This is a genomic window from Kitasatospora sp. RG8 (assembly GCF_017813315.1).
Classification (GTDB): Bacteria; Actinomycetota; Actinomycetes; order Streptomycetales; family Streptomycetaceae; genus Kitasatospora.
The window spans coordinates 96,330-117,032 of sequence record NZ_JAGIYX010000010.1 but is presented as its reverse complement, the minus strand read 5'-3'; the positions used below and the strand labels follow the sequence as shown (position 1 = coordinate 117,032).

The 20,703-nt window shown below is 73.5% G+C and carries 19 protein-coding genes; 7 read left to right on the top strand and 12 right to left on the bottom strand.

The window, feature by feature from the left end; translation table 11 throughout:
- Positions 1-202 precede the first annotated feature (202 nt).
- Complete coding sequence (locus tag J5Y04_RS17570) at positions 203-2,038, bottom strand: serine/threonine-protein kinase (RefSeq protein WP_209412974.1); 1,836 nt, start codon at positions 2,036-2,038, stop codon at positions 203-205.
- A 292-nt stretch (positions 2,039-2,330) separates the two neighbouring features.
- Positions 2,331-3,245, bottom strand: a complete 915-nt coding sequence (locus tag J5Y04_RS17565; RefSeq protein WP_148643284.1) for a menaquinone biosynthetic enzyme MqnA/MqnD family protein — start codon at positions 3,243-3,245, stop codon at positions 2,331-2,333.
- A gap of 322 nt (positions 3,246-3,567) precedes the next feature.
- On the opposite strand from J5Y04_RS17565, the gene J5Y04_RS17560 reads away from it, so the two are divergent.
- Positions 3,568-3,771 carry a cold-shock protein gene (locus J5Y04_RS17560; protein WP_057227626.1) on the top strand — a complete coding sequence of 68 codons (204 nt, stop codon included), beginning with the start codon at positions 3,568-3,570 and terminating at the stop codon, positions 3,769-3,771.
- Positions 3,772-4,270: 499 nt separating this feature from the next.
- Positions 4,271-4,705 (top strand): hypothetical protein, encoded by a 435-nt coding sequence (locus tag J5Y04_RS17555; protein WP_209412973.1) that lies wholly within the window; start codon positions 4,271-4,273, stop codon positions 4,703-4,705.
- A 72-nt stretch (positions 4,706-4,777) separates the two neighbouring features.
- On the opposite strand, the gene J5Y04_RS17550 is transcribed toward J5Y04_RS17555, so the two are convergent.
- The gene (locus tag J5Y04_RS17550; protein WP_209412972.1) at positions 4,778-5,164 is read right to left on the bottom strand and encodes a hypothetical protein; all 387 of its coding nucleotides are present in this window, start codon (positions 5,162-5,164) and stop codon (positions 4,778-4,780) included.
- A gap of 345 nt (positions 5,165-5,509) precedes the next feature.
- Positions 5,510-6,871 (bottom strand): dicarboxylate/amino acid:cation symporter, encoded by a 1,362-nt coding sequence (locus tag J5Y04_RS17545; RefSeq protein WP_209412971.1) that lies wholly within the window; start codon positions 6,869-6,871, stop codon positions 5,510-5,512.
- Positions 6,872-7,329: 458 nt separating this feature from the next.
- Between J5Y04_RS17545 and J5Y04_RS17540 the strand changes: the two genes are divergently transcribed.
- Positions 7,330-8,544 (top strand): MFS transporter, encoded by a 1,215-nt coding sequence (locus tag J5Y04_RS17540; RefSeq protein WP_209412970.1) that lies wholly within the window; start codon positions 7,330-7,332, stop codon positions 8,542-8,544.
- A 120-nt stretch (positions 8,545-8,664) separates the two neighbouring features.
- Here J5Y04_RS17540 and J5Y04_RS17535 read toward each other — a convergent pair whose 3' ends face one another.
- The 5 genes from J5Y04_RS17535 to J5Y04_RS17515 form a co-directional block, all read right to left on the bottom strand.
- On the bottom strand, positions 8,665-9,030 hold the full coding sequence (locus J5Y04_RS17535; RefSeq protein ID WP_209412969.1) for a hypothetical protein: 366 nt from the start codon (positions 9,028-9,030) through the stop codon (positions 8,665-8,667).
- A 143-nt stretch (positions 9,031-9,173) separates the two neighbouring features.
- Positions 9,174-10,304 carry a LacI family DNA-binding transcriptional regulator gene (locus tag J5Y04_RS17530; protein ID WP_209412968.1) on the bottom strand — a complete coding sequence of 377 codons (1,131 nt, stop codon included), beginning with the start codon at positions 10,302-10,304 and terminating at the stop codon, positions 9,174-9,176.
- 169 nt (positions 10,305-10,473) lie between these two features.
- Entirely contained in the window at positions 10,474-10,809 is a 336-nt protein-coding gene (locus J5Y04_RS17525) for a DUF4229 domain-containing protein (RefSeq protein ID WP_307853162.1), read from the bottom strand.
- A 172-nt stretch (positions 10,810-10,981) separates the two neighbouring features.
- Positions 10,982-11,509, bottom strand: coding sequence for a GNAT family N-acetyltransferase (locus tag J5Y04_RS17520; protein ID WP_209412967.1), 528 nt, complete (start codon positions 11,507-11,509; stop codon positions 10,982-10,984).
- Positions 11,510-11,531: 22 nt separating this feature from the next.
- Positions 11,532-12,851 carry an MFS transporter gene (locus tag J5Y04_RS17515; protein WP_209412966.1) on the bottom strand — a complete coding sequence of 440 codons (1,320 nt, stop codon included), beginning with the start codon at positions 12,849-12,851 and terminating at the stop codon, positions 11,532-11,534.
- Positions 12,852-12,974: 123 nt separating this feature from the next.
- Between J5Y04_RS17515 and J5Y04_RS17510 the strand changes: the two genes are divergently transcribed.
- Entirely contained in the window at positions 12,975-13,952 is a 978-nt protein-coding gene (locus J5Y04_RS17510; RefSeq protein ID WP_307853161.1) for a helix-turn-helix domain-containing protein, read from the top strand.
- A 375-nt stretch (positions 13,953-14,327) separates the two neighbouring features.
- Here the strand turns inward: J5Y04_RS17510 and J5Y04_RS17505 are convergent, their stop codons facing one another.
- Complete coding sequence (locus J5Y04_RS17505; RefSeq protein WP_209412965.1) at positions 14,328-14,870, bottom strand: ATP-binding protein; 543 nt, start codon at positions 14,868-14,870, stop codon at positions 14,328-14,330.
- 595 nt (positions 14,871-15,465) lie between these two features.
- Between J5Y04_RS17505 and J5Y04_RS17500 the strand changes: the two genes are divergently transcribed.
- Together J5Y04_RS17500 and J5Y04_RS17495 are read left to right on the top strand one after the other, a co-directional pair.
- Positions 15,466-16,344, top strand: coding sequence for a sigma-70 family RNA polymerase sigma factor (locus J5Y04_RS17500; protein WP_209413072.1), 879 nt, complete (start codon positions 15,466-15,468; stop codon positions 16,342-16,344).
- On the top strand, positions 16,341-17,522 hold the full coding sequence (locus J5Y04_RS17495) for a zf-HC2 domain-containing protein (protein WP_209412964.1): 1,182 nt from the start codon (positions 16,341-16,343) through the stop codon (positions 17,520-17,522). The genes J5Y04_RS17500 and J5Y04_RS17495 overlap by 4 nt, the downstream gene beginning before the upstream one ends.
- Before the next feature lie 78 nt (positions 17,523-17,600).
- On the opposite strand, the gene purU is transcribed toward J5Y04_RS17495, so the two are convergent.
- Positions 17,601-18,467 carry a formyltetrahydrofolate deformylase gene (gene purU, locus J5Y04_RS17490; protein ID WP_209412963.1) on the bottom strand — a complete coding sequence of 289 codons (867 nt, stop codon included), beginning with the start codon at positions 18,465-18,467 and terminating at the stop codon, positions 17,601-17,603.
- Between the two features lie 224 nt (positions 18,468-18,691).
- Positions 18,692-19,207: a hypothetical protein gene (locus tag J5Y04_RS17485; protein ID WP_209412962.1), complete on the bottom strand. Its 516-nt coding sequence runs from the start codon at positions 19,205-19,207 to the stop codon at positions 18,692-18,694.
- A gap of 173 nt (positions 19,208-19,380) precedes the next feature.
- Here J5Y04_RS17485 and J5Y04_RS17480 point away from each other — a divergent pair, with 173 nt between their 5' ends.
- Positions 19,381-20,682, top strand: a complete 1,302-nt coding sequence (locus tag J5Y04_RS17480) for an ABC transporter substrate-binding protein (RefSeq protein ID WP_209412961.1) — start codon at positions 19,381-19,383, stop codon at positions 20,680-20,682.
- Positions 20,683-20,703: the final 21 nt, after the last annotated feature.

The following is a 20,703-nucleotide window of genomic DNA, read 5'->3' as shown; positions in this document are numbered from 1 at the left end:
TACGGCCGAACCAGCCTACGCCAGGGCATTCCGGCCGCTGCGTCAGCCCGCTGCCCCGGCTCGCGCCGACCCGTCACCCGGGCGCGCAGGCACACCTGCACACCGGCACACCGCCGCCCGTATCCCGTCGCCCCGGCACACCGCCCCGCTCTCCTCAGCCCGCGTGCCGCTCCACCCGCCGTCCACGCAACCCGCCTTCCCCTCAGCCCGCCCTCCGCATCGTCCCGGCCGGGTTCCCGGCCGGTGGGTCGGCAGAGGTGAAGCGGATGGTCCCGTCGCTCTGGAGGGTGAGCGTCTCCGCGTTGGACCCGCCGGTGCACGCCCCCGGGATCGAGGAGCGGACCAGCCGGGAGGTGAACACCAGCTTCTCCGGCGACGCCGAGTTGAGCGTCCAGGCCCCCTCGCAGGAGACGGAGAGCAGTCCGGTGACGGCGTTGCGGCTGGTGGTGTTCTCCTGTCCGATCGCGGCCGGACCGATCACCAGCGTGGTGGTGCCGGCGGGCAGCCCCTTCTCGCTGGTCATCTCCCCGCTCCACGTGCCGAGGAAGACGGCCGGCACGACGCTGGGGCCCCCGGGCTTGGCGGCGGTGGACGCGGCGGCCGCTGACGGGGTCGTCACGGGCGGGGCCGTCACGGGCGGGGTCGTCACGGGAGGCGGCTGGGTGACGCCGGTCGTGCCGGCCGGCGTGGAGGCGGCCGTGGTGGTGGGCGTGGTCGCCAGGTCCTGACTCCCCGACGAGTCGAAGAGCCCGAACTTGAAGGCCACGAGCACCAGTACGGCCGCCGTCACCCCCACGACCGCGACCGCCCAGCGCGGCGCCTGCCGCTCCTTCACCCACTGCGCCCGTTGTTCGGGCAGCGGCAACGGCCCCGTCCAGGGCCCCGGCCAGACCGGTCGCCCGGTACCGGCCGGTGCTCCGGCCCCGACCGGTGCCGCGCCGCCGACCGGCACCCCGCTACCGACCGTAGGAGTCCACAGCGGCGGCACCTCCGCCGGAACGCCGACCTGAGCACCGGACGGAGCACCGAGCGGAGCGACGGGAGCGGCCGGGGAGGCCGGCGAGGCCGGCGAGGCCGGCGAGGCCGGAGCGCTGACCGGAGCGCCGAGCGGCGCAACGGGTCCGTCCTCCGGGTCCCCCTCCAGGTCCAGCAGCCCGACCGCGCTGCGTCCGACCGCCGCCGCCAGGGCGGGCGGCAGCCAGCCGCCCCGCCCCAGCCGGACGGTGGCCCCGCCGTCGGCGTCCAGCCGGTCCCGCAGCTGCCGCGGGGTGGGACGGGCCGCCGGATCCTTGGCCAGACAGGCGAGCACGACGGAGCGGAGGGGTTCGGCCAGCCCGGAGAGGTCCGGTTCCTCGTGGAGCACCCGGTAGAGCAGCACCGCCACGCTCACGCCCTCGCCGAAGGGGTGGACCCCGGTGGCCGCGAAGGCGAGGACCGCACCGAGCGAGAACACGTCGCTGGGCGCCCCTGCGGGCAGCCCGTTCGCCTGTTCCGGCGACATGAAGCCGGGCGAGCCCACCACGTAACCGGACCGGGTGAACCCACTGGTCGCGTCCAAGGCCCGGGCGATGCCGAAGTCGATCAGCCGGGGCCCGTCCAGGGTGAGCAGCACGTTCGACGGTTTGACGTCTCGGTGCACCAGGCCCAGCCCGTGCACGTGCTCCAGCGCCTCGGCCAGCCCGACCCCGAGCGCCCGCGTGGCGGCTTCCGACAGCGGCCCGAACTCCCGGACGGCGCCGCCGAGCGCCGGCCCGGCCACGTACCCGGTGGCCACCCACGGGTGTTCGCCCTCGGTGTCCGCGTCCAGCACGGGCGCGGTCCAGGCGCCGCCGACCCGGCGGGCCGCAGCGACCTCCTGCCGGAACCGGGCCCGGAACTCGGCGTCCTCGGCCAGCTCGCCGCGGACCACCTTGACCGCCACCGTGCGCCCGCCGGCCGTCCGGCCGAGGTAGACCCGGCCCATCCCGCCCGCGCCGAGCCGCCTCAGCAACCGGTACCCGCCCACCTGGCGCGGGTCGTCCGCCCCCAGTGCCTGCATCCCGCACGCTCCCCTCGCCCGCCGGCCCGACCGGCCGACCGGCATCGCCGCCGGCCGCCGATGCCGCGTGCAGACGCTACCGGGCGGCAAGACTCCGACGTGCCACAACCCGTGGCACGTCCGGTGGGGGCCTGACCCCGGCCGCCGTGGCCGGGGCCGGGGCCGGGATCGGGGCCGGGATCGGGATCGGGCCACGACCGCTGCGGCCGGGGCCAGACCTCGACCAAGACGGCCCGGGGTCAGGCCTCAGCCAACTTGGACCGGGGGCAGGCCACGACCAACACGGCCCGGGTCAGGCCACGACCGCCGCGGGCTCGGGCTCCAGCAGCCGGACCTCGACGTCCGGGGCGAAGCCGCTGTCGTGGGCGACCCGGCGGGCGAACTCGGCCACACCGGCCAGCTGCCGCTCGCCGAGTGAGAAGTCCAGCGCCTCGCTGAAGTACCGCTCCAGCACCCCGGCGTCGAACGCCTCCCAGCGGGCCGCGTGCTCGGCCACCTCGCCGGCCTCGACCAGGGAGAGGTCGCGGGACTCCAGGAAGGCCCGGTGCACCGCCGCCGTCAGTTCGGGGCGGCGCTCGGCGAAGTCGCGGCGGGCGGCCCAGACGGCGAAGACGAAGGGCAGGCCGGTCCACTCCTTCCACATCTCGCCGAGGTCGTGCACCGCGAGCCCCTTCGCGGCCGCCTGGCCCAGGTAGGCACGCAGCGCCGGGTCGCCGATCAGGACGGCGGCGTCGGCCTCGGCGAGCATGGCGTCCAGGTCGGGCGGGCAGCTGAAGTACTCCGGCCGCACCCCCTCGCGCTCCTCCAGGAGCAGCCGCGCCAGCCGCACCGAGGTCCGGCTGGTGGAGCCGAGGGCGACCTTGCGGCCGTCCAGCTCGGCCAGCGGCAGCTTGCTGACGATCACGCAGGACATCACCGGGCCGTCGCTGCCGACCGCGATGTCGGGAAGGACGAGCAGTTCGTCCGCGTGCCGCAGGTACTCCACGCAGGTGATCGGACCGATGTCCAGCGAGCCGCCGACCAGCTGGTCGCTCAGCTTCTCCGGGGTGTCCTTGGTGAGGTCCAGATCGAGCAGATTGCCGGTTCTGGCCAGGCCCCAGTAGAGGGGGACGCAGTTCAGGAACTGAATATGCCCGACCCGCGGCCTGACCGGGGTGTTCTCCCGGTGCTCCCGGTGCTCCTGCGTCTCCGCATCCGCTACCGCCACTGCGCCGCTCCCTTGCTGTTCGTGCGCCTCCACGCACCGTACGCCTGCCGTTCGGGAAGCCTCGCACCGGCCTTACGACACGCCCGATCCACCCCTCAAGTCACCTCTGGTCGTGACAGCGCACGCATGCTAGCGTTGCTGTCAGTTGCAGTTTGATTCCCCTTGCAGTACTTGAAGCCTGCGGAGCATGTAACCGCAGGCTTTTTGTAGTTTTTCAGCAATATCGAAAAACTCCGGACCCGTCCGGAGGCAGGGCGATCAGCGCAGCGGACCGGGTGCCACACGGTGTGGCCCCCAATACGTCCCTCGCAAGGAGAACGGCATGGCTCAGGGAACCGTCAAGTGGTTCAACGCTGAGAAGGGCTTCGGCTTCATCGCCCAGGAGGGCGGCGGCCCCGACGTCTTCGTCCACTACTCCGCCATCAACGCGAACGGTTTCCGCTCGCTGGAGGAGAACCAGGCGGTCAGCTTCGACGTCACCCAGGGTCCGAAGGGCCCGCAGGCGGAGAACGTCACCGCTATCTGATCATCCTCTGATGACCTGATCGCTCGGGACCCCTCGGGTCCGCCGACGGCACTCTGGCCGTCACCATGAGCACAAGAGCAATACCCAAGGGGGCCCGACCATCCGTCGGGCCCCCTGCCTCTTGTCCCGCCGAGGACGTCGGCCCACCACTGCCACCGCCACCGTCCACGGCCCCTCGTCGCGGTCCGGCAGCCGCAGGCCCTCCCGGATCCCACGTACCGCGGATTCCACGTACCCCGGATCTGACGTACCGCGGATCCCACGTACCCCGGATCTGACGCCCCGGATCCCATCCGGCGACCTCCCGGCCGAGCCCGCCGCCGAAGCCCCGCCTCCCCTGCGACCGCCCGGAGACGGCGCTTCCAGGCCTGGCGCGTGGCCGGCCGACCGACGGGGCGGTGTAAAGCCGACCGTCGAGACGGGGGCGCACGCCAAGTGGGACATCAAGAAATCCTCGGGGAATTCCGACATCGAAGGCCCTCTTCGAGCCCTGAGCGCCGTGAGTTTCCCTGACCACAACACGCTCGCCCTTGTCGACAGGCTCAAGCGCTGGCTGTTCGACGCTCCGGCCTTCGCCATGTCGGTCCTCACCAAGGCCACCGGCGCCGACCGGCTCGACAGGTTCGTCGACAGCCCCAGGGGCCGGGAGTTCTTCAGCCGGGTCGGCCAGGAGTGCATCAGCGCGGTCGTGAGGGACACCGGGCTCGGCGAGGAAACCGGCCGCATGTACTTCGAGCAGTCCGCGCAGAGAATAAGGTCGTTCCCGCTGACCGTGGAGATGAGAACGGACTCCGAAGCGGGCAGGCGGCTACTCGTCTCCCAGTCGCGCGATCTGCTGGTCGAACCGGCGGAGTACTGTCTGTCGCAGGGCCGGACCCCGGAGGTCCTCGGCCTGGCACTGCGCACGTTGATCAAGCTGCTCAACCGCCCGTAGCGACCGGCCAACCCGGCCGCCCGTCCCCGGTACCCGCCGCCCGGCGCCAACGGCCGCACTCGACGGCCGCACCTAGGCGATGCCGACCAGCTTGCGGACGATGTCGTCCTTGGGGGGCGCCTCAAGCTTGTCGTTCATCATCTGGGTGAATTCGTTCACCAGATCGCGCACCTGGGCCTCGTCGTCGGCCTGGACGAACCTGTCGATGATCTCCGGTGAGACCTGACTCGCGTTCTCCGCGTTCTGCTTCTTGGCGTCCTCGATGGTCGAGTCGGACGCCACCTTCGCGGCACAGAGGATCTTCTGGTCCTTCCCGAGGGAGATCGAGCTCGGCATCTGCCCGCTGACCGCCGAGAGCAGGAGCACAACGCCCACCACGAACAGCCCGCCGACCCCCACGCTGTTCGTGTCCTTCTTGAAGGTGGCGATTCCGCCGGCCACCAGGGCCACTACGCCCACCAGCCCCATCAGCCATCGAATCGCCGGGTGGATTTCGAATCGAAGAGGATTCCCGGAGGTCTGCTCCGACATTCCGTCCCGCCTTCCACAACGGCAACTTCCCGGACGACCGGGTTCGCGCCCTCAAGGCTCACCCGATACCGAATCTCCCACTCCTAACACGGGCGGTGACCCCTCGGTCGTCGCCCCGCCCTCGCCCTGGGCACACGTCCGCGTGATCCGTCTGAACAGCCCAGCAGTCACCTGCCGCTTGCACGCCGCAGCGGAAGCAGCGGCTCCCCTCCCCCACGACGAAGCCCGCCCCCGCGCCGGACGGCGTGGGGGCGGGCTCCAGGAGTACGGGCGTCAGGCGGCGGCGGGCGCCTTCACGGAGGCCTGGGCCGGGATGACGGCCGACTGGGCGTCCTCGTAGAGGTCGCCGTGCGGGTTGTTGTAGGCGGCCAGGTCGAGGGTCTTCTCGCGGGCCGCGACCAGGATCGGGACGACAGCTTGACCGGCGACGTTGGTGGCGGTCCTCATCATGTCGAGGATCGGGTCGATGGCGAGCAGCAGGCCGACGCCCTCCAGGGGCAGGCCCAGCGTCGACAGGGTCAGGGTCAGCATGACGATCGCACCGGTCAGACCGGCCGTGGCGGCCGAGCCGATGACCGAGACGAAGGCGATCAGCAGGTAGTCCTTGATGCCGAGGTCGATGCCGTAGACCTGGGCGACGAAGATCGCGGCCAGCGACGGGTAGATCGCGGCGCAACCGTCCATCTTGGTCGTGGCGCCGAACGGGACGGCGAACGAGGCGTACTCGCTCGGGACGCCGAGGCGCTCGGTGACGCGGCGGGTGACCGGCAGGGTGCCGACGGAGGAGCGGGAGACGAAGGCCAGCTGGATGGCGGGCCAGGCACCCTTGAAGAAGTTGACCGGGTTGAGGCCGCCGGCGAACTTCAGGAGCAGGGAGTAGACGACGAACAGCACCAGCGCGCAGCCGACGTAGATGTCGACGGTCAGCGTCGCGAACGGCTTCAGCAGGTCCCAGCCGTACTTGGCGACGGACTTGCCGATCAGGCCGAGGGTGCCGAGCGGGGAGAGCCGGATGATCCACCAGAGGGCGGTCTGCACCAGCTCCAGCACGGACTCGTTGAGCTTGAGGATCGGCTCGGCCTTGGCGCCGAGCTTGATGATCGCCGCGCCGACCACGACCGCCAGGAAGACGATCTGGAGGACGTTCACCTGGGTGAAGGCGTCGACGATGTTGGTCGGGAAGATGCCGGTGAGGAAGTCGATCCAGGTGCCGGTGGACTTCGGCGGCTTGAGGCCCTCGGTCTTGAGGTTGGTGCCCTCGCCCGGGTTGGTCAGCAGGCCCAGGCCCAGGCCGATCGCGACGGCGATCAGCGAGGTGACCAGGAACCAGAGCAGGGTGCGGGCGGCGAGGCGGGCCGCGTTGGTGACGTTCCGCAGGTTGGCGACGGACACCACGATCGCGGTGAAGACCAGCGGCGGGACGGCCAGCTTCAGCAGCTGGACGAAGATCCTGCCGATCGTCTCCAGGGTGGTGGCCAGCCAGGAGATGTCGGCCGCGCGGGCCAGGTAGCCGAGACCGATGCCGAGCACGAGGCCGGCGACGATCTGGACCCAGAAGGGGGTCTTGCCAAGCTTCGAGCTTCGCAGCCTGGCGAGCACGGACGGCGACGAGGTCGCCTCGGGCGCTGTGGACATGACGGTGCGACTCCGGGGGAGGGCGTTGCTGACGGTGAAGTGAGGCGGGGAAGGCGGCACGGCGCGCGGGCCGGACGGGAGGGGTCGGCCCCCGGTCAGGGGCGTGCCGCCTGAATACAGCTCATGGCGCGACAACGGCGCGGGCTGTCCACAGCACCCGGCAGGCAGCACCGGCGGGCGGCGCCGGGCATCGAGCCCAGGCCGTTCGTCCGGGGTGCTCCTGAGGTGGTCATGGCCGGTACGTTAGCAGCAAAGGTTTGAGATGTTCAAAGTAGTTGTTTGAGATGCAGGCGGCGGTGCGATCAATTCCGGACACGAACGAGGCTGACGCACCATCAGATCTTCCGCGGGGCCGGCGGCCACCCCAGGGGGTCACCTCGATTGACCGACGCCGGTTATACGTATAACTTGGCAGGACAGCCCCCCGCCCCTCCCTGCCCGGAACCGGAGAACCGTCCATGGGCTATGTCGCCCTGCTCCGCGCCCCGCACGTCAGCCGCCTCCTCTTCGGCACCCTGCTCGGCCGCCTCCCCGCCGGCATGACCGCCCTGGTGATCGCGCTCGCGCTGCGCGAGGCCGACGCGCCGTACAGCCGGATCGGGCTGGCCACCGCCGCCTACGCGATCTCGGCCGCCGTCGGCGGGCCGGTCCTGGGGCGGATCGTGGACCGCACCGGACAGCCGCGGGTGCTGCTCGCCTCGGCCGTGGTCGCCGGCGGCGGCTACGCGCTGCTCGCGCTCGCGCCCGGCTCGGCCGTGGCCGCACCGGTCGGCGCCGCGATCGCCGGCCTGGCCATGCCGCCGCTCGAACCCTGCCTCCGCTCGCTCTGGCCGGACGTCGTCGAGGAGAAGCAGCTCGACACCGCGTACGCCTTCGACTCCGCCTCGCAGCAGATCCTCTACGTCGCCGGACCGCTCGCGGTGGCCGGCATCGCGGGCGCGGTCAGCCCGGTCGCGGCGCTCTGGGTGGCCGCCGGCCTGGGGCTGGCCGGAGCACTGATCGTGGCCACCGCCGGACCGGCCCGGGCCTGGCAGGCGCCGCCGCGCGCCCACTCGGCCGGCCTGCTCGGACCGCTCCGCTCCCCCGGGCTGGTCCTGCTACTGGTCGGCCTGGCCGGCGCCGGCTGGGCGGTCGGCGCGCAGAACGTGCTCTTCATCGCCTACGCCGAGGCCCACGACGGCGCACTGCCGGGTGGCGCGGGAACCCTGCTGGCCCTGGCAGCGCTCGGCGGCCTGCTCGGGGCGCTCGCCTACGGCGCGGTGCGGTGGCGCAGCAGCACGGCCACCCGGACCTGGGTGATGGCGCTCGGGATGGCCGTCAGCTACCTGCCGTTGGTGCTGCTCCCCGGGCCGTACGCGATGGCCGGGCTGGCGTTCCTCTCCGGGATCGGGCTGGCGCCGCTGCTGGCCGCCGCGTTCGTCCTGGTCGCCGAACTGGCGCCGGCCGGCACCGTGACCGAGGCGTTCGCCTGGCTGGTGACGCTGTTCGCGACCGGCAACTCGCTCGGCTACGCCGTCTCCGGCAGCCTCGCCGAGGGGTCGCTGCGCTCGGTGGCGCTCTGCGCGGCGGGCGGGATCGCCCTGGGCGGGCTGCTGCTCTTCGGCGCCCGCCGCTGGTTCCGGCCCGCGCCTGCCGCCGCGGTCCCGGCGGCGGAGCCGGTGCTGGTGGGCTGAGCCCGTACCGGTGGGCTGAGCCGGTCCTGGTGGACCGAGCCAGCCCGCGGAGGCGGGCCGGGCCCGCCCCAGAGACGTGACTGCGCCCGTCGGACCGGGTGGTCTGGCCGACGGGCGCAGTCACTTGTTCACTCCCCCACCCGGCACCGCCCGGCACGGGCTTCCCGAACAGCCGTGGCCGCCGCGGCCTCCCCGGGCGACCGGGGTGAGCCGCAGGTCCGCGCCGAGGACGGCCGCGCCGAGCACGCCCACGAGGGTGGTGGTCCCGCCGCTGGTGTCGGGCAGCGTGCCGCCGTGGGTCGGCGACTGCGTCGGGTGCTTCGCGCGGGTCAGGTGGCACGTGTGGGTCAGGTGGCTCGTGCGGGTCAGGTGGCTCGTGTGGGTCAGGTGGCTCGTGTGGGTCGGCGCGCGCGTCGGCGACCAGGGCGGCGCCCGAGTCGGCGAAGGGCTCGCCGTGGACGACGGCGAGGACGTCGGCACGGACATCGGCCGTAATCGTCACGTCGGTATGCGCGAGACGAGGCGGCGATCTTTCACCCGTTCGGGTGGGCGGACACACCCGGGACGGCCTGACGGCGCGACGGTCCCGGGCGCGGCGTTCCGGGGCAGACGCGCCCGGCGGCAGGCCGTCAGGAGCGGTCGGAGGCCGCGGTCGAGGAGCGCAGCACCAGCGAGGTGGCGAGCGGCGGGACGGGGGCCACCGGCTCACCGCGGAGCAGGTCGGCGAGGGCGGAGACGCCGGCCCGGCCCAGCTCCTCGCCGGGCAGGTCCACGGTGGTCAGCGGCGGGGCGAGCAGCGCGGCCACCGGAACGTTGTCGATGCCGACCACCGAGAGGTCGCCGGGCACCCGCAGTCCGAGTTCGGCGGCGGCCTGGTAGACCCCGGAGGCCACCAGGTCGTCGTCGCAGATCACCGCGTGCGGGCGGTCCGGGCGCTCCAGGAGCCGGCGGGCGACGCTTCGGGCCGCGGGCTGACCCTCGTTGAGGCTGACACCGAGCTCGACGACGTCCAGGCCGAGCGCGCGGGCGGCCTCCTCGAAGGCGGCCTGGCGGACCCGGAAGGTGTACGCGGAGTGCGTGGAGCGCAGCCGGCCGAGGCGTCGGTGGCCCAGTCCGGCCAGGTGCTCGACGGCGGCGCGCATGCCGCCGGCCACGTCCAGCTCGATGGTCGGGCGGGCCCGGTCGGTGCCCGGGTCGGCGTCCAGGAAGACGGCGGGGGTGTCGGCGGGCAGCTCGCCGAGCTGGCTGTCGTCCGGGGAGCAGATCAGCAGGCCGTCGAAGCGGCTGGTGGTGGCGGCGTCGGCGAGGGTGGCGCTCCCCCAGCCGGAGCTGACCACGACGGCCAGGCCGTGTCTGCCGGCCTCGGCGTGGACGCCCTCCAGTACCCGGCCGAAGAACGGGCCGAGGATGTTCGGCACGGCCAGCAGGATCATGCCGCTGCGGCCGAGGCGGAGCTGGCGGCCGGCCGCCTGCGGGCGGTAACCGAGGCTGCGGGCGGCCTCGCGGACGCGCTCGCGGGTGGCGTCGGAGACCCGGCGGCCCGCCTCGGAGCCGGAGAACACCAGCGAGACGGTGGCCTGGGAGACCCCGGCGAGACGGGCGACGTCCCTTCCGGTGGGTCTGCGCACCGGCGCCGGCCAGGTGCCGCTGGCCACCTCGTCCGTCGCGGCCGCGGGCGCGGCGGACGCGCCAGGCGCACTCGGCGCGGCGGCCGCACCGGGCACGCCGGACACGCCGGGCACGCCGGGCACGCCGGGCACGCCGGAAGCACGGGACGTCGGACCGGCCGACTTCTCGTGCGCGGGCCCGTCGTCCCGGGACGCGGGCCCGTCGTTCCGGGACGCGGAGCCAGAGGCGGACGCGGGTTCGGGCGTGGGGGCGGAGGTGGACACGGCGGCGGTGCGGGCCGGTTCCAGCGGGCCGCCGCGGCTACCGGGCCGCCGCGCGGGCGGCCTCGTCGGCGGCGTCCTCCTCGGCGTTCTGCGCCGCGATCCGGTCGGCCGTCCGGTTGCGCAGGTCGTTGACCTTGCCGGAGATCTGGGCCGACATCTCGTTCCGCTGCTTGTTCAGCAGGACGTAGCTGAGCGGCGCCGAGACCACCGCGGCCAGCAGGAAGAGGAAGATCACCCCGAGCTCGCCCGCGACCGGGATCACCCCGAAGTGGCCGAGGAGGAGGGCCACCAGCAGGCAGCCGAGGAAGATGCTGACCCGCAGGGACGTGTAACGGAGCGTGGCGTGCGACTTGCTGCTCACATTGCTGCTCACCGGGAACACATCCTTCTCTGTGCGGGGCTCGGCCGGTCTCCCAGTGAAGCATGCCCGACGGGCCGCGCGGGGAACGGGTCACCCGTCTCCCGCGTCCGGACGGCCGCCGCACCCGCCGTCGGTCACGTCACACCCGCCGTCGGCCACGTCGCCCCCGGCGCCGGGGGCGTCATCAGCGCAGGTCGAGCCACATGGTGACGTCGTCGCGGTCGTCCCCGGGGGCGACCCGGATCGCCGCCGGGACCCGGCCGGCCTCCGTCCAGCCGCAGCGCCCGTAGAACGCCTCCAGGCCGAGCCCGCCGCGCAGGGTGAGCCGCAGGCTCTCCAGCCCCCAGGCCCGGGCCACCCGCGCGGCCTCGGCCATCAGCTCGGCGCCGTAGCCGCGCCCCTGGAAGTCCGGGTGCACCATGACCCGCTTGAGCAGCCGCCAGTGGTCCATCGGCCCGAACCGCATCGACTCGAAGAACAGCAGGCCGGCGAGGCGGCCGGTCTCCGCATCGTGGGCGACCAGCAGGCGGTCCGGCTCGCCCGGCCCGACGCCCGCGAACTGCACGTCGGCGGTCTTCCAGACCTCGTCCTCCGTCACCGGCGCGACGAAGCCGACCGCGCCCCCGGCGTTGGTGACGTCCGTCCAGAGCCGGACGGCGGCGGCCCGCAGCCCGGGGTCGAGGTCGGGGTCCAGGGTGAAGACGAGTGTCATGGGCGCGGAGCCTACCCGCCGCCTACGACAGTGCCGGGGCCCGCCGGGCCGGCCCGCTCCCCCGCAGTGCCAGGCAGAGCACGACGGCGACCGCGCAGAGCCCGCCGGCCGCGTACCAGGTCAGGTCGTAGCTGCCGAGCGCGTCCCGGGTCAGGCCCGCCAGGCCGGCCACCACGGCCGCGCCGATCTGGTGGCAGGCCAGCGCCCAGCCGAAGACGATCGGCGCGTCCTCGCCGAAGTGGCGGCGGCAGAGCGCGACGGTCGGCGGCACCGTGGCCACCCAGTCCAGGCCGTAGAAGATCACGAAGGCCAGGATCGGCGGCTCCAGCGAGCCCGCGAACAGCTGCGGCAGCAGGAGCAGCGAGAGCCCGCGCAGCGCGTAGTAGACGACCAGCAGCAGCCGGGAGTCGAAGCGGTCGGTGAACCAGCCGCTGGCGATCGTGCCGACCACGTCGAAGACGCCGACCAGCGCCAGCAGGCTCGCGGCCGTGGTGACGGGCAGGCCGTGGTCGTGGGCGGCCGGGATGAAGTGGGTGCCGACCAGCCCGGCGGTGGTCGCACCGCAGATCGCGAAGGAGCCGGCCAGCAGCCAGAACGCCCGGCTGCGCACCGCTTCGCGGAGCACCCGCAGCGAGCGTGCCACCGCCCGCCCGCCGGCCGCCGCGGGCGGCTCCTCGGTGGCTCCGTACGGGAGCAGGCCGAGGTCGGCCGGGCGCTCGCGCATCAGCAGCAGCACCGGGACGGCCACCGCGCTGGCGGCCAACGAGACGACCACCACCGCCGAGCGCCAGCCGTGCTCCTCCACCAGCCAGGCGCCGAGCGGCAGGAAGACCAGGTTGCCGGCCGCGCCGGCCGCGGTGAGCACGCCGGTGACCAGCCCCTGCCGGGCCCGGAACCAGCGGCCGGTGATCGTGGTGGCGAAGGCGCCGGCCATCGAACCGCTGCCGAGGCCGACCAACACGCCCCAGCAGAGCACCAGTTGCCAGGGCTCGCGCATCAGCATGGTGAGGCCGGAGCCGACCGAGATGGTGAGCAGCGCGCAGACCACCACGAGCCGGACGCCGAACCGGTCCATCAGGGCTGCGGCGAAGGGGGCGGTGAGTCCGTAGAGGGTGAGGTTGACCGAGGTGGCGCTGGAGATCGTCCCCATCGACCAGCCGTACTCGTTGTGCAGCGCGTCCATCATCAGGCTCGGCGTGGAGCGGAACCCGGCCGAGCCGAGCAGCACCAGCAGCGAGACGCCGGCCACCACCCACGCGTAGTGCAGCCGGGGCCGGCCGGCAGCGGGCGGGGTCGGCGGGGTGGGCGGGGAGTCGATCGTGGGGGCGTTCCGTTCGTTCACCCGGCCGAGTCTCCCGAACGGCCCCGGCACCCACGAGTGGCCTGACTGCCAGGTTTCGCAAGAATCGGGCCAGCGGCCCGGCGTACGCTGGGACCCCTGATCGGGCACGGAACGGGAGACCGGGTGGCGCACAAGGTCGCGGTACTGGCCCTCGACGGGGTGATCGCCTTCGAACTGGGCATCCCCGCAAGGATCTTCGAGTCCGCCAAGGACGCCGCCGGCGTCCCGTACTACCAGGTGGCCACCTGCACCGTGGACGGCCGGCCGGTCGCCACCAGCAGCGACTTCCGGATCGCCGTCGACCACGGGCCCGAACTGCTGGAGTGGGCGGACACCGTGGTCGTCCCGGCCTCCACCGACGAGGGGCCCAAACAGGTGGACGCCCGGCTCAGCCCCGCGCTGACCGCCGCGCTGGCCCGGATCCGGCCCGGCACCCGGCTGGTCTCGATCTGCACCGCCTCGTTCGTCCTGGCCGCCGCCGGTCTGCTCGACGGCCGCCCGGCCACCACCCACTGGAGCTACACCGGCCGGTTCGCCGCGCTCTTCCCGAAGGTCCGGCTCGACCCGGACGTGCTGTTCACGGACGACGGGGACGTGCTCACCTCGGGCGGGGTGGCCGCCGGCGTCGACCTCTGCCTGCACATCGTGCGCCGCGACCACGGCAGCGCCGTGGCCAACGCGGTGGCCCGCACCTGCCTGGTGCCGCCGTGGCGCGAGGGCGGCCAGAAGCAGTACGTGGCGATCCCCCGCCCGGCCGCCGAGACCGGCCCGGGCACCGCCGCCGTCCGGGCCTGGGCGCTGGAGCACCTGGACGAGCCGCTGCCGCTGCGCCTGCTCGCCGGCCGGGCGGGGATGAGCGTGCGGACCTTCACCCGGCGGTTCCGCGAGGAGACCGGCGCCAGCCCCGGCCAGTGGCTGACGGTGCAGCGCACCGAACGGGCCCGGCAGTTGCTGGAGCGCACCGACCTGACGATCGACCAGGTGGCCCGGGAGTCCGGTTTCGGGACGGCCGCCTCGCTCCGGCTCCAGCTGCGCGGCCGGCTGGACGTCGCGCCGAGCGCGTACCGGCGCACGTTCCGGGCCCCGGAGCAGGTGGGCTGACCAGGTGGCCGAAAGACGCCCCCGGCAGTGGACGGATTGGATGGCGGCAGGCCGCACGCACCCCGAGCACGGCACGGCAGGCCGCCATCCAACCCCCTCGCGCGGGCCCCTGACCCCGCGCAACCGCACTCCGCACTCGCCAAGGAGCCACCGCGCGACCGGTAGACCACGGCCCCCCTGCTGACACGATCCCCCTGGACAGCAGCACCGCAGCGGCGTTCGGGTGTTCCCTCGGCGTCCCCTCGCAACGGAGAGCTGCTCCCAAGCGTGATCAGTCGGATACGTCACGTCAATGGGTTGTCAGAAATTCGGAATGGTTGCGTCAGCTTTCAGCCCGATGATCGCCGGGTGACCGCCCGGTGTCCGCGGGGAGGGTCACTGCGCCAGCGCGGCCCAGTCCACGGCGGCCAACGGGTCCGCCGGCCGGGCGTCCGCGCCGATCTCGCACCAGACGCGCTTGCCCGAACCGTCCGGGTACCAACCCCAGCGGTCACAGAGCAGTTCGACCAGTTCCAGGCCGCGGCCGTTGGTGGCGTCGGTGTCCGCGCCCGCGTGCCGCGGGGCGGGGGCGGCCTGACTGGCGTCCGCGACCTCGACCCGGAGCGGGCCGACGGCGGCCGACTCGCGTACCTGGCAGCCGGAACCGTCCGGGCCGGCGCCGTCCGCGGTGCCGGCCTGTACCGGGTCGCCGCCCGCAGCGGAGCCGTCCATCGGGAAGCAGAGCCGCAGCACGGCAGGACAACCGGTGTGCACCACGGCGTTGGTCACCAGCTCGGAGACCACCAGCACGACCGTCTCGGCGATCGGGGCGTCCGGGTCCACGCCGTGGTTGAGCAGACGCGAGCGCACCCACCGACGGGCCCGGCCGACCTCCGCGGGGTCCGCCTGCACCGCCAGCTGTACCTGAAGAACCTGCACCGCTCCACCACCCGCACTCGCAGTTCGGCCGTCGTCTCGATCAGGCCGGATCGTCCAGCCGGCCGGCCCTGGCGCGCGCCGGGCCACCGCACGCCGGGCCGCGCCGCACGTCAACCCGGTACGTCGTGCCCGCGCCGTCTCGTCCGTCGCGCACAGGCTGCGACACGAATACGCCTCAGGATGAGTCGGCGGACGGGGCGCAGCAAGCGCTTCGGGCATATTCCAGCGATCGGGGGACAGGGCAGTGCATACTGTCCCGTTCACTCACGCGAGCCTCGTACCGGCGCTCGTCCGACCGGCGTCCGACCGGCGGCCGACCGGCCGGACACGCAGTGGCGAACCTACCGCCGGACACCCCCGCGGCCCGGCCCGCCACTCGCGAACGCCCCTTGCTACATATGTCCACCGGTCTTCGAACAGCGGGATCGGCGGCAGATCCCCCGATGTGACGATCCGGAACGAGGCCCGCGGCACCGGCCCCGGAGGACGATCCGAAACTGCGGACTCCGTTCTCCCCGGAATCCACCCGTCCCCGGAAGACCGCAAGATACCGTTGAGTAAGGCGGCGGATCCCACGGCAGGAGGGTGGTTGACGATGGCCATCCCCGGCAGCGCCCCGCGCTGGGACGAGCAGCTCCAACTCCGGCTGGCCCGGGGTGAGGAGACCGCTCTCGGCGAACTCTACGACCAGCTGGCGCCGATGGTGCACGGGCTGGCCGGGCGGATACTGGCCGACCAGGCCGCGGCCGCCCAACTGACCCGCGAGATATTCGCCCACGTCTGGGAGCACCCCGAGTCCTTCGACCCCGCCCAGGGCTCGCTCCGCTCCTGGATCGGCTCACTGACCCACCGCCGCGCGGTGGACCGGCTCCGGGTCCGGCGCGCCGCCGAGGTCCCGGCCTTCGGCGACGGCTACCGGGACGGCCCGGGCGGCGAGGGCGGCGAGGCCGTCAACCGCTCTTCCGGCAGCGGCACTTACGGCGAGGACTCACCGGTCGAGGAGGAGATCCGGACGGTGGCCACCGCCGCCCGGATCCAGGTCGCGGTCGACTCCCTGCCGCACAGCCTGCGCGAGACGATCACGGTGTCGTACTACGACGGCCGCACCTACCAGGAGACGGCCCGCCGGCTCGGCATCAGCGAACAGGCCGCCAAGCAGCGGATGCGGCTCGGCCTGGAGCTGCTGGCCACCGAACTCGCCGAGGAGCGCGACCGCCAGCGACGGGCCCGGAACAGCCGCGGCAGGACCGGTGACGACCGGAGCGGCGAGGGCCGGGGCGGCGACGACAGAGCCGGCGACGGCCGGCCGCACGGGGAACGGCACCCGGGAGAACACCCGGGCGAGCAGGACGAGCAGGACGAGCCACAGACGCGGCGCGGTCAGGACGACCGGCACAGCAATCGGCACAGCAATCGACACCACGACAGGCACCACGACGGACCGCGGCACCGGAACGAGGACGGGGGCACGTGACGACCACCGAGGACCAGCACGAGGCCCTGCGCTCGCTGCTCGGCGCCTGGGCCCTGGGCGCCTGCCCGCACCCCGAGGCCGCCGAACTGGAACTCCACCTGAAGGCCTGCCCGGGCTGCGCCGAGGAGGCCGCCCGGCTGCGCGAGGCCGCCGGCTGGCTCGCCGTCGACGAACCGCTCGACCAACCCGGTTCGCTGCGCCAGCAGGTGCTCGACTGGTGTCTCGCCCGGCGCCCGGCCGAACTGCCCGTCCCCGTCTGGGGTGCGCCCTACACCGCCGAGACGGCCAAGCTCGACGCGCTGCTGCGCGACCTCGGGCCGGAGGAGTGGCAGGAGGTGGCCGAACTCCCCTGGCACGGCGGCACCGAGTACCTGCGCCCGGCCGAGGTGCTCTGCCACCTCGCCGCCGTGGACGGCTACCTCGCCCTCGCCCTCGGGCTGCCCGACCCCGTCCCCGGTGGGGGCACGCCTGCGGCCGGCCGCCGGGTGCCGCCGCAGGACCCGGCACCGACCGTGCCCCGGGTTCCGCCGCAGGGCCGCCCGCCGTTCGCCGCGATCGCCGAGCGCACCGCCCGGCTGACCGCCGAACAGGCCGGCCTGCCGCCGCAGACGGTGCGCGCCCGCTGGCGCCGGCACTGCCACGAGCTGGTCCGCACCGCGGCGTTGGCCCCGCAGGGCAACACGCCCGTCGACTACGGCTTCGCGACCGTCCCGCTGCGCGACGCCTTCGTCGACCGGGCCTTCGAGTGCTTCGTCCACGGCGAGGACGTGGCCCGCGCGGTGGCGTACCCGTACGACCCGCCGGCGCCCCAGCACCTCCGGCAGATGGTCGACCTGGCCGTCCGGATGCTCCCGCCCGTGCTGGCCGGGCTGCGCGCGGCGCGGCCCGAGCACGCCGGTGCGCCCGCGGTCGCACCGGGCCCGGACGGCCGGACGGGCCGGCGGGTCCGGCTGGTGATCGACGGCCCGGCGGCCGGTGAGTGGCTGATCCCCCTGGACGGCCCGGAGAGCGGCCCGCCCGGCGGGGACCCGGTGGCCGCGCTGGTGCTGGACGGGCTGGAGTTCTGCCAGCTGGCGGCCGCGCACCGCGACCCGGACCGGCTGCCGGTGGGCGCCCACGGCGACCGGGCGGCGATCCACGAGGTGCTCCACGCGGTCCCGCTGCTCTCCCGGCCGTAGGAACCCCGGAACCACGGGGCCACGGGCCCTCGGCGCCGGAACCCGGGAGCCTCGGGGCCCGGGGTCAGGAGCCGGGGATCAGGCGAAGACCACCGTGCGGGTGCCGTTGAGCAGGACCCGGTGCTCGCTGTGCCACTTCACCGCGCGGGCCAGCGCCTGGCACTCGACGTCCCGGCCGAGCGCGACCAGCTGGTCCGGGGTGACGTCGTGGGTCACCCGGGCCACCTCCTGCTCGATGATCGGGCCCTCGTCGAGGTCGGCGGTGACGTAGTGCGCGGTGGCGCCGATCAGCTTCACGCCGCGGGCGTGCGCCTGGTGGTACGGCTTGGCGCCCTTGAAGCTCGGCAGGAAGGAGTGGTGGATGTTGATCACCTTGCCGGACAGCGCCGTGCAGAGCTGGTCCGAGAGCACCTGCATGTAGCGGGCCAGTACGACCAGCTCGACCTTCTCCTTGGCGACCAGGTCCAGCAGCTGCTGCTCGGCCTCGGCCTTGGTGTCCCGGGTCACCGGGATGTGGTGGAACGGGATGCCGTAGCTCTCGGTCAGGCCGCGCAGGTCGGTGTGGTTGGAGACCACCGCGGCGATCTCCACCGGCAGGGCGCCGATCCGGGTGCGGTAGAGCAGGTCGTTCAGGCAGTGCCCGAACTTGCTGACCATCAGGACGATCCGCATCCGCTCCTCGGACGGGTGGATCTGCCACTCCATCCCGAAGGAGGCCCCGATCGCGGCGAAGCTGGCCCGCAGCTTGTCCACGGTGACCGGCTCGACGGCGGAGAAGTGCACCCGCATGAAGAACAGCCCGCTGTCACCGTCGCCGAACTGCTGGCTGTCGATGATGTTGCACCCGGTCATGAAGAGGTAGCTGGAGACCGCGTGGACGATGCCCTGCTTGTCGGGCGAGGACAGCGTGAGGACGTACTGGGCGCTGGCCGGCTGCTGTTCCACGGTGGGGGGTCTCCCGTCCTGGGGTCGTGCTCCTGGTGAGTGCCCCAGCGTGTCACATCCTGGACAGCCGCCGTCCCGCTGCCCGCACTGCGGGACGGCCCGGTCCGGCCACGGGGCGCGGGGCCCCGGCGGGCACCGCGCAGCACCGCCCCGGAACCGGGCCGAAGCCGGTCGGGGCGGCGTCGGAGCAGGTCAGGGCCGGGTCGGCACGGATCGGCCCCGGGTCAGGACGCGGTCAGGATGCGCAGCACGTCCAACGAGCGCGGCGGGGCGTCCGGGTCCTCGCCGTCGTTGACGGCCAGCTTGACGTGGGCCTCGCGGGCCGCCCGGACCGCCTCCGGCCAGCCGTGGTGGCCGAGATAGGCGGAGGCCGGGGCGTCCGCGCCGACCTGGTGCAGGATGCGGACCACCCGGAGCACCGCGACGTCCACCACCGCGGCCTCGGCCGAGTCCCGGAAGATCGTGCCGACGTACTTCTCGGCCGACCACCGGTCCAGCCAGGTGTCCTCCACCAGCCGGTACACGGCGTCGGTCACGTCACCGAAGCCCTCGCGGCCGGCCAGCCAGGTCTCCTGCTGGAAGCCGGGGTCGGACAGCATGTGCAACGCCGAGCGCAGTCGGGCACGCCAGCGCCACCAGGGCAGGTCGTTGAGCGGCATGCCGCCCATCGTGCTGGAGCGGTGGCCCGGACGAGAAGGGTTTCGGGCAGACCGATACGAAGAATCTGTGCTGGCGGACATGGTGGACGATCGTACGTTCCCCAAAGGTTCGTGCTCTACTCCGGCTCTACACGCGTCCAAGCCCGGAGTTCGGCCGCCGTTTGCCAACCGTTCCCTTTTCGGCCCTCTCGGCGTGTGGCGCCGGGGCTTGGCTGGTGCCGGTGCGCCGCAGAGCGCCCCGGGAGGGAAGACCGATGACCGGCCGAAAGGGCTCGTTCCAGAGTCAGAATCCGATCGCGACACGGCGCCACCGCCGCCCGATCACCGCAGCCGCCACCGCCGTGGCACTGCTCCCAACCCTCTTCTCGGCCTCCGCGTGCGGCGGACCGGCCGATGCCGCCACCAGTGCCGGCGACCTGACCGTGATGACCTGGGCACCGTCCGGTACCGGGTCCGCCGACCGGCCCGGCATGACCGCCCTCGCCGATGCGATCGGCCGGGACGTCAACGCCAAGGGCGGCCTGAACGGACGCAAGCTGCGCGTCCTCACCTGCAACGAGCACAACACCGCGGACGGCGCCACGGCCTGCGCCCAGCAGGCGGTGAGCGCCCAGGCGGTCGCGGTGATCGGCTCGTACAGCCAGTACGGCGACCGTTTCATGCCGGTCCTGGAGCGGGCCGGCATCCCCCTGATCGGCGGGTACGGGCTCTCCCAGCCCGAGTTCAGCAGCCCGCTGTCGTACCCGGTGGCCGGCGGCATGCCGGCCCTGATCGGCGGCAGCGGCCGGCAGCTGGTGGAGGCCGGCTGCAAGGCCGTCTCGCTGGTCCGCCCGGACACCCCGGCCGGTGACAACCTGCTCGGCTACCTCGCCAACGCGCTCAAGCCGGCCGGGATCAAGCTGCTGGACGTCAAGGCGCCGGAGCAGTCCTCGGACTACACGCCGGTGGCCCGCAAGGCGATCGGCAAGGACGAGGCGGGCAACTGCCTCACGTCCGCCCTGGGCGCCGAGCCGACCGGCAACCTGCTCGACTCCTACCGCCGGCTGAGTCCGCGGAACACCAGGATCGCCTCGGTCATCGGCAGCGTCCAGCAGTCGGTGGTCGACTCGACCGGCGGCGACAGCGGCCCGCTGGCCGGTGCCTACGTGACCGGCTGGTACCCGCCCGAGTCGGCCAAGACCTGGGACGCGCTGCGCGCGGTGGTCCGCAGCGACGCCGCCGGCGGCCGCAGCATCGACGTCTCCGACCCCGGGGTGCAGACCACCTGGGTCGCGTACGAGGTGTTCCGGCAGGTGGCCGACCGGCTGAACGCGGCCGGCCGCCCGGTCAGTTCCAAGACGGTCACCGGGCTGCTGGACAGCGGCGAGCAGGTGGACGTCGGCCTGACCCCGCCGCTGAACTGGGGCACCACCAACATGCTGCCGAGCACCGAGTCGCCGCGGCTGGTGAACACCTGGGTGACGTACCAGGTGGTCAAGGGCGGGCGGATGACCCTGCAGCAGCCCGGCTTCGTGGACGTGCGCTGGGTGCTCACCGGGAGCAGGCCGCCGGCCTGACCCCGGGCCCCGGGGCTCACC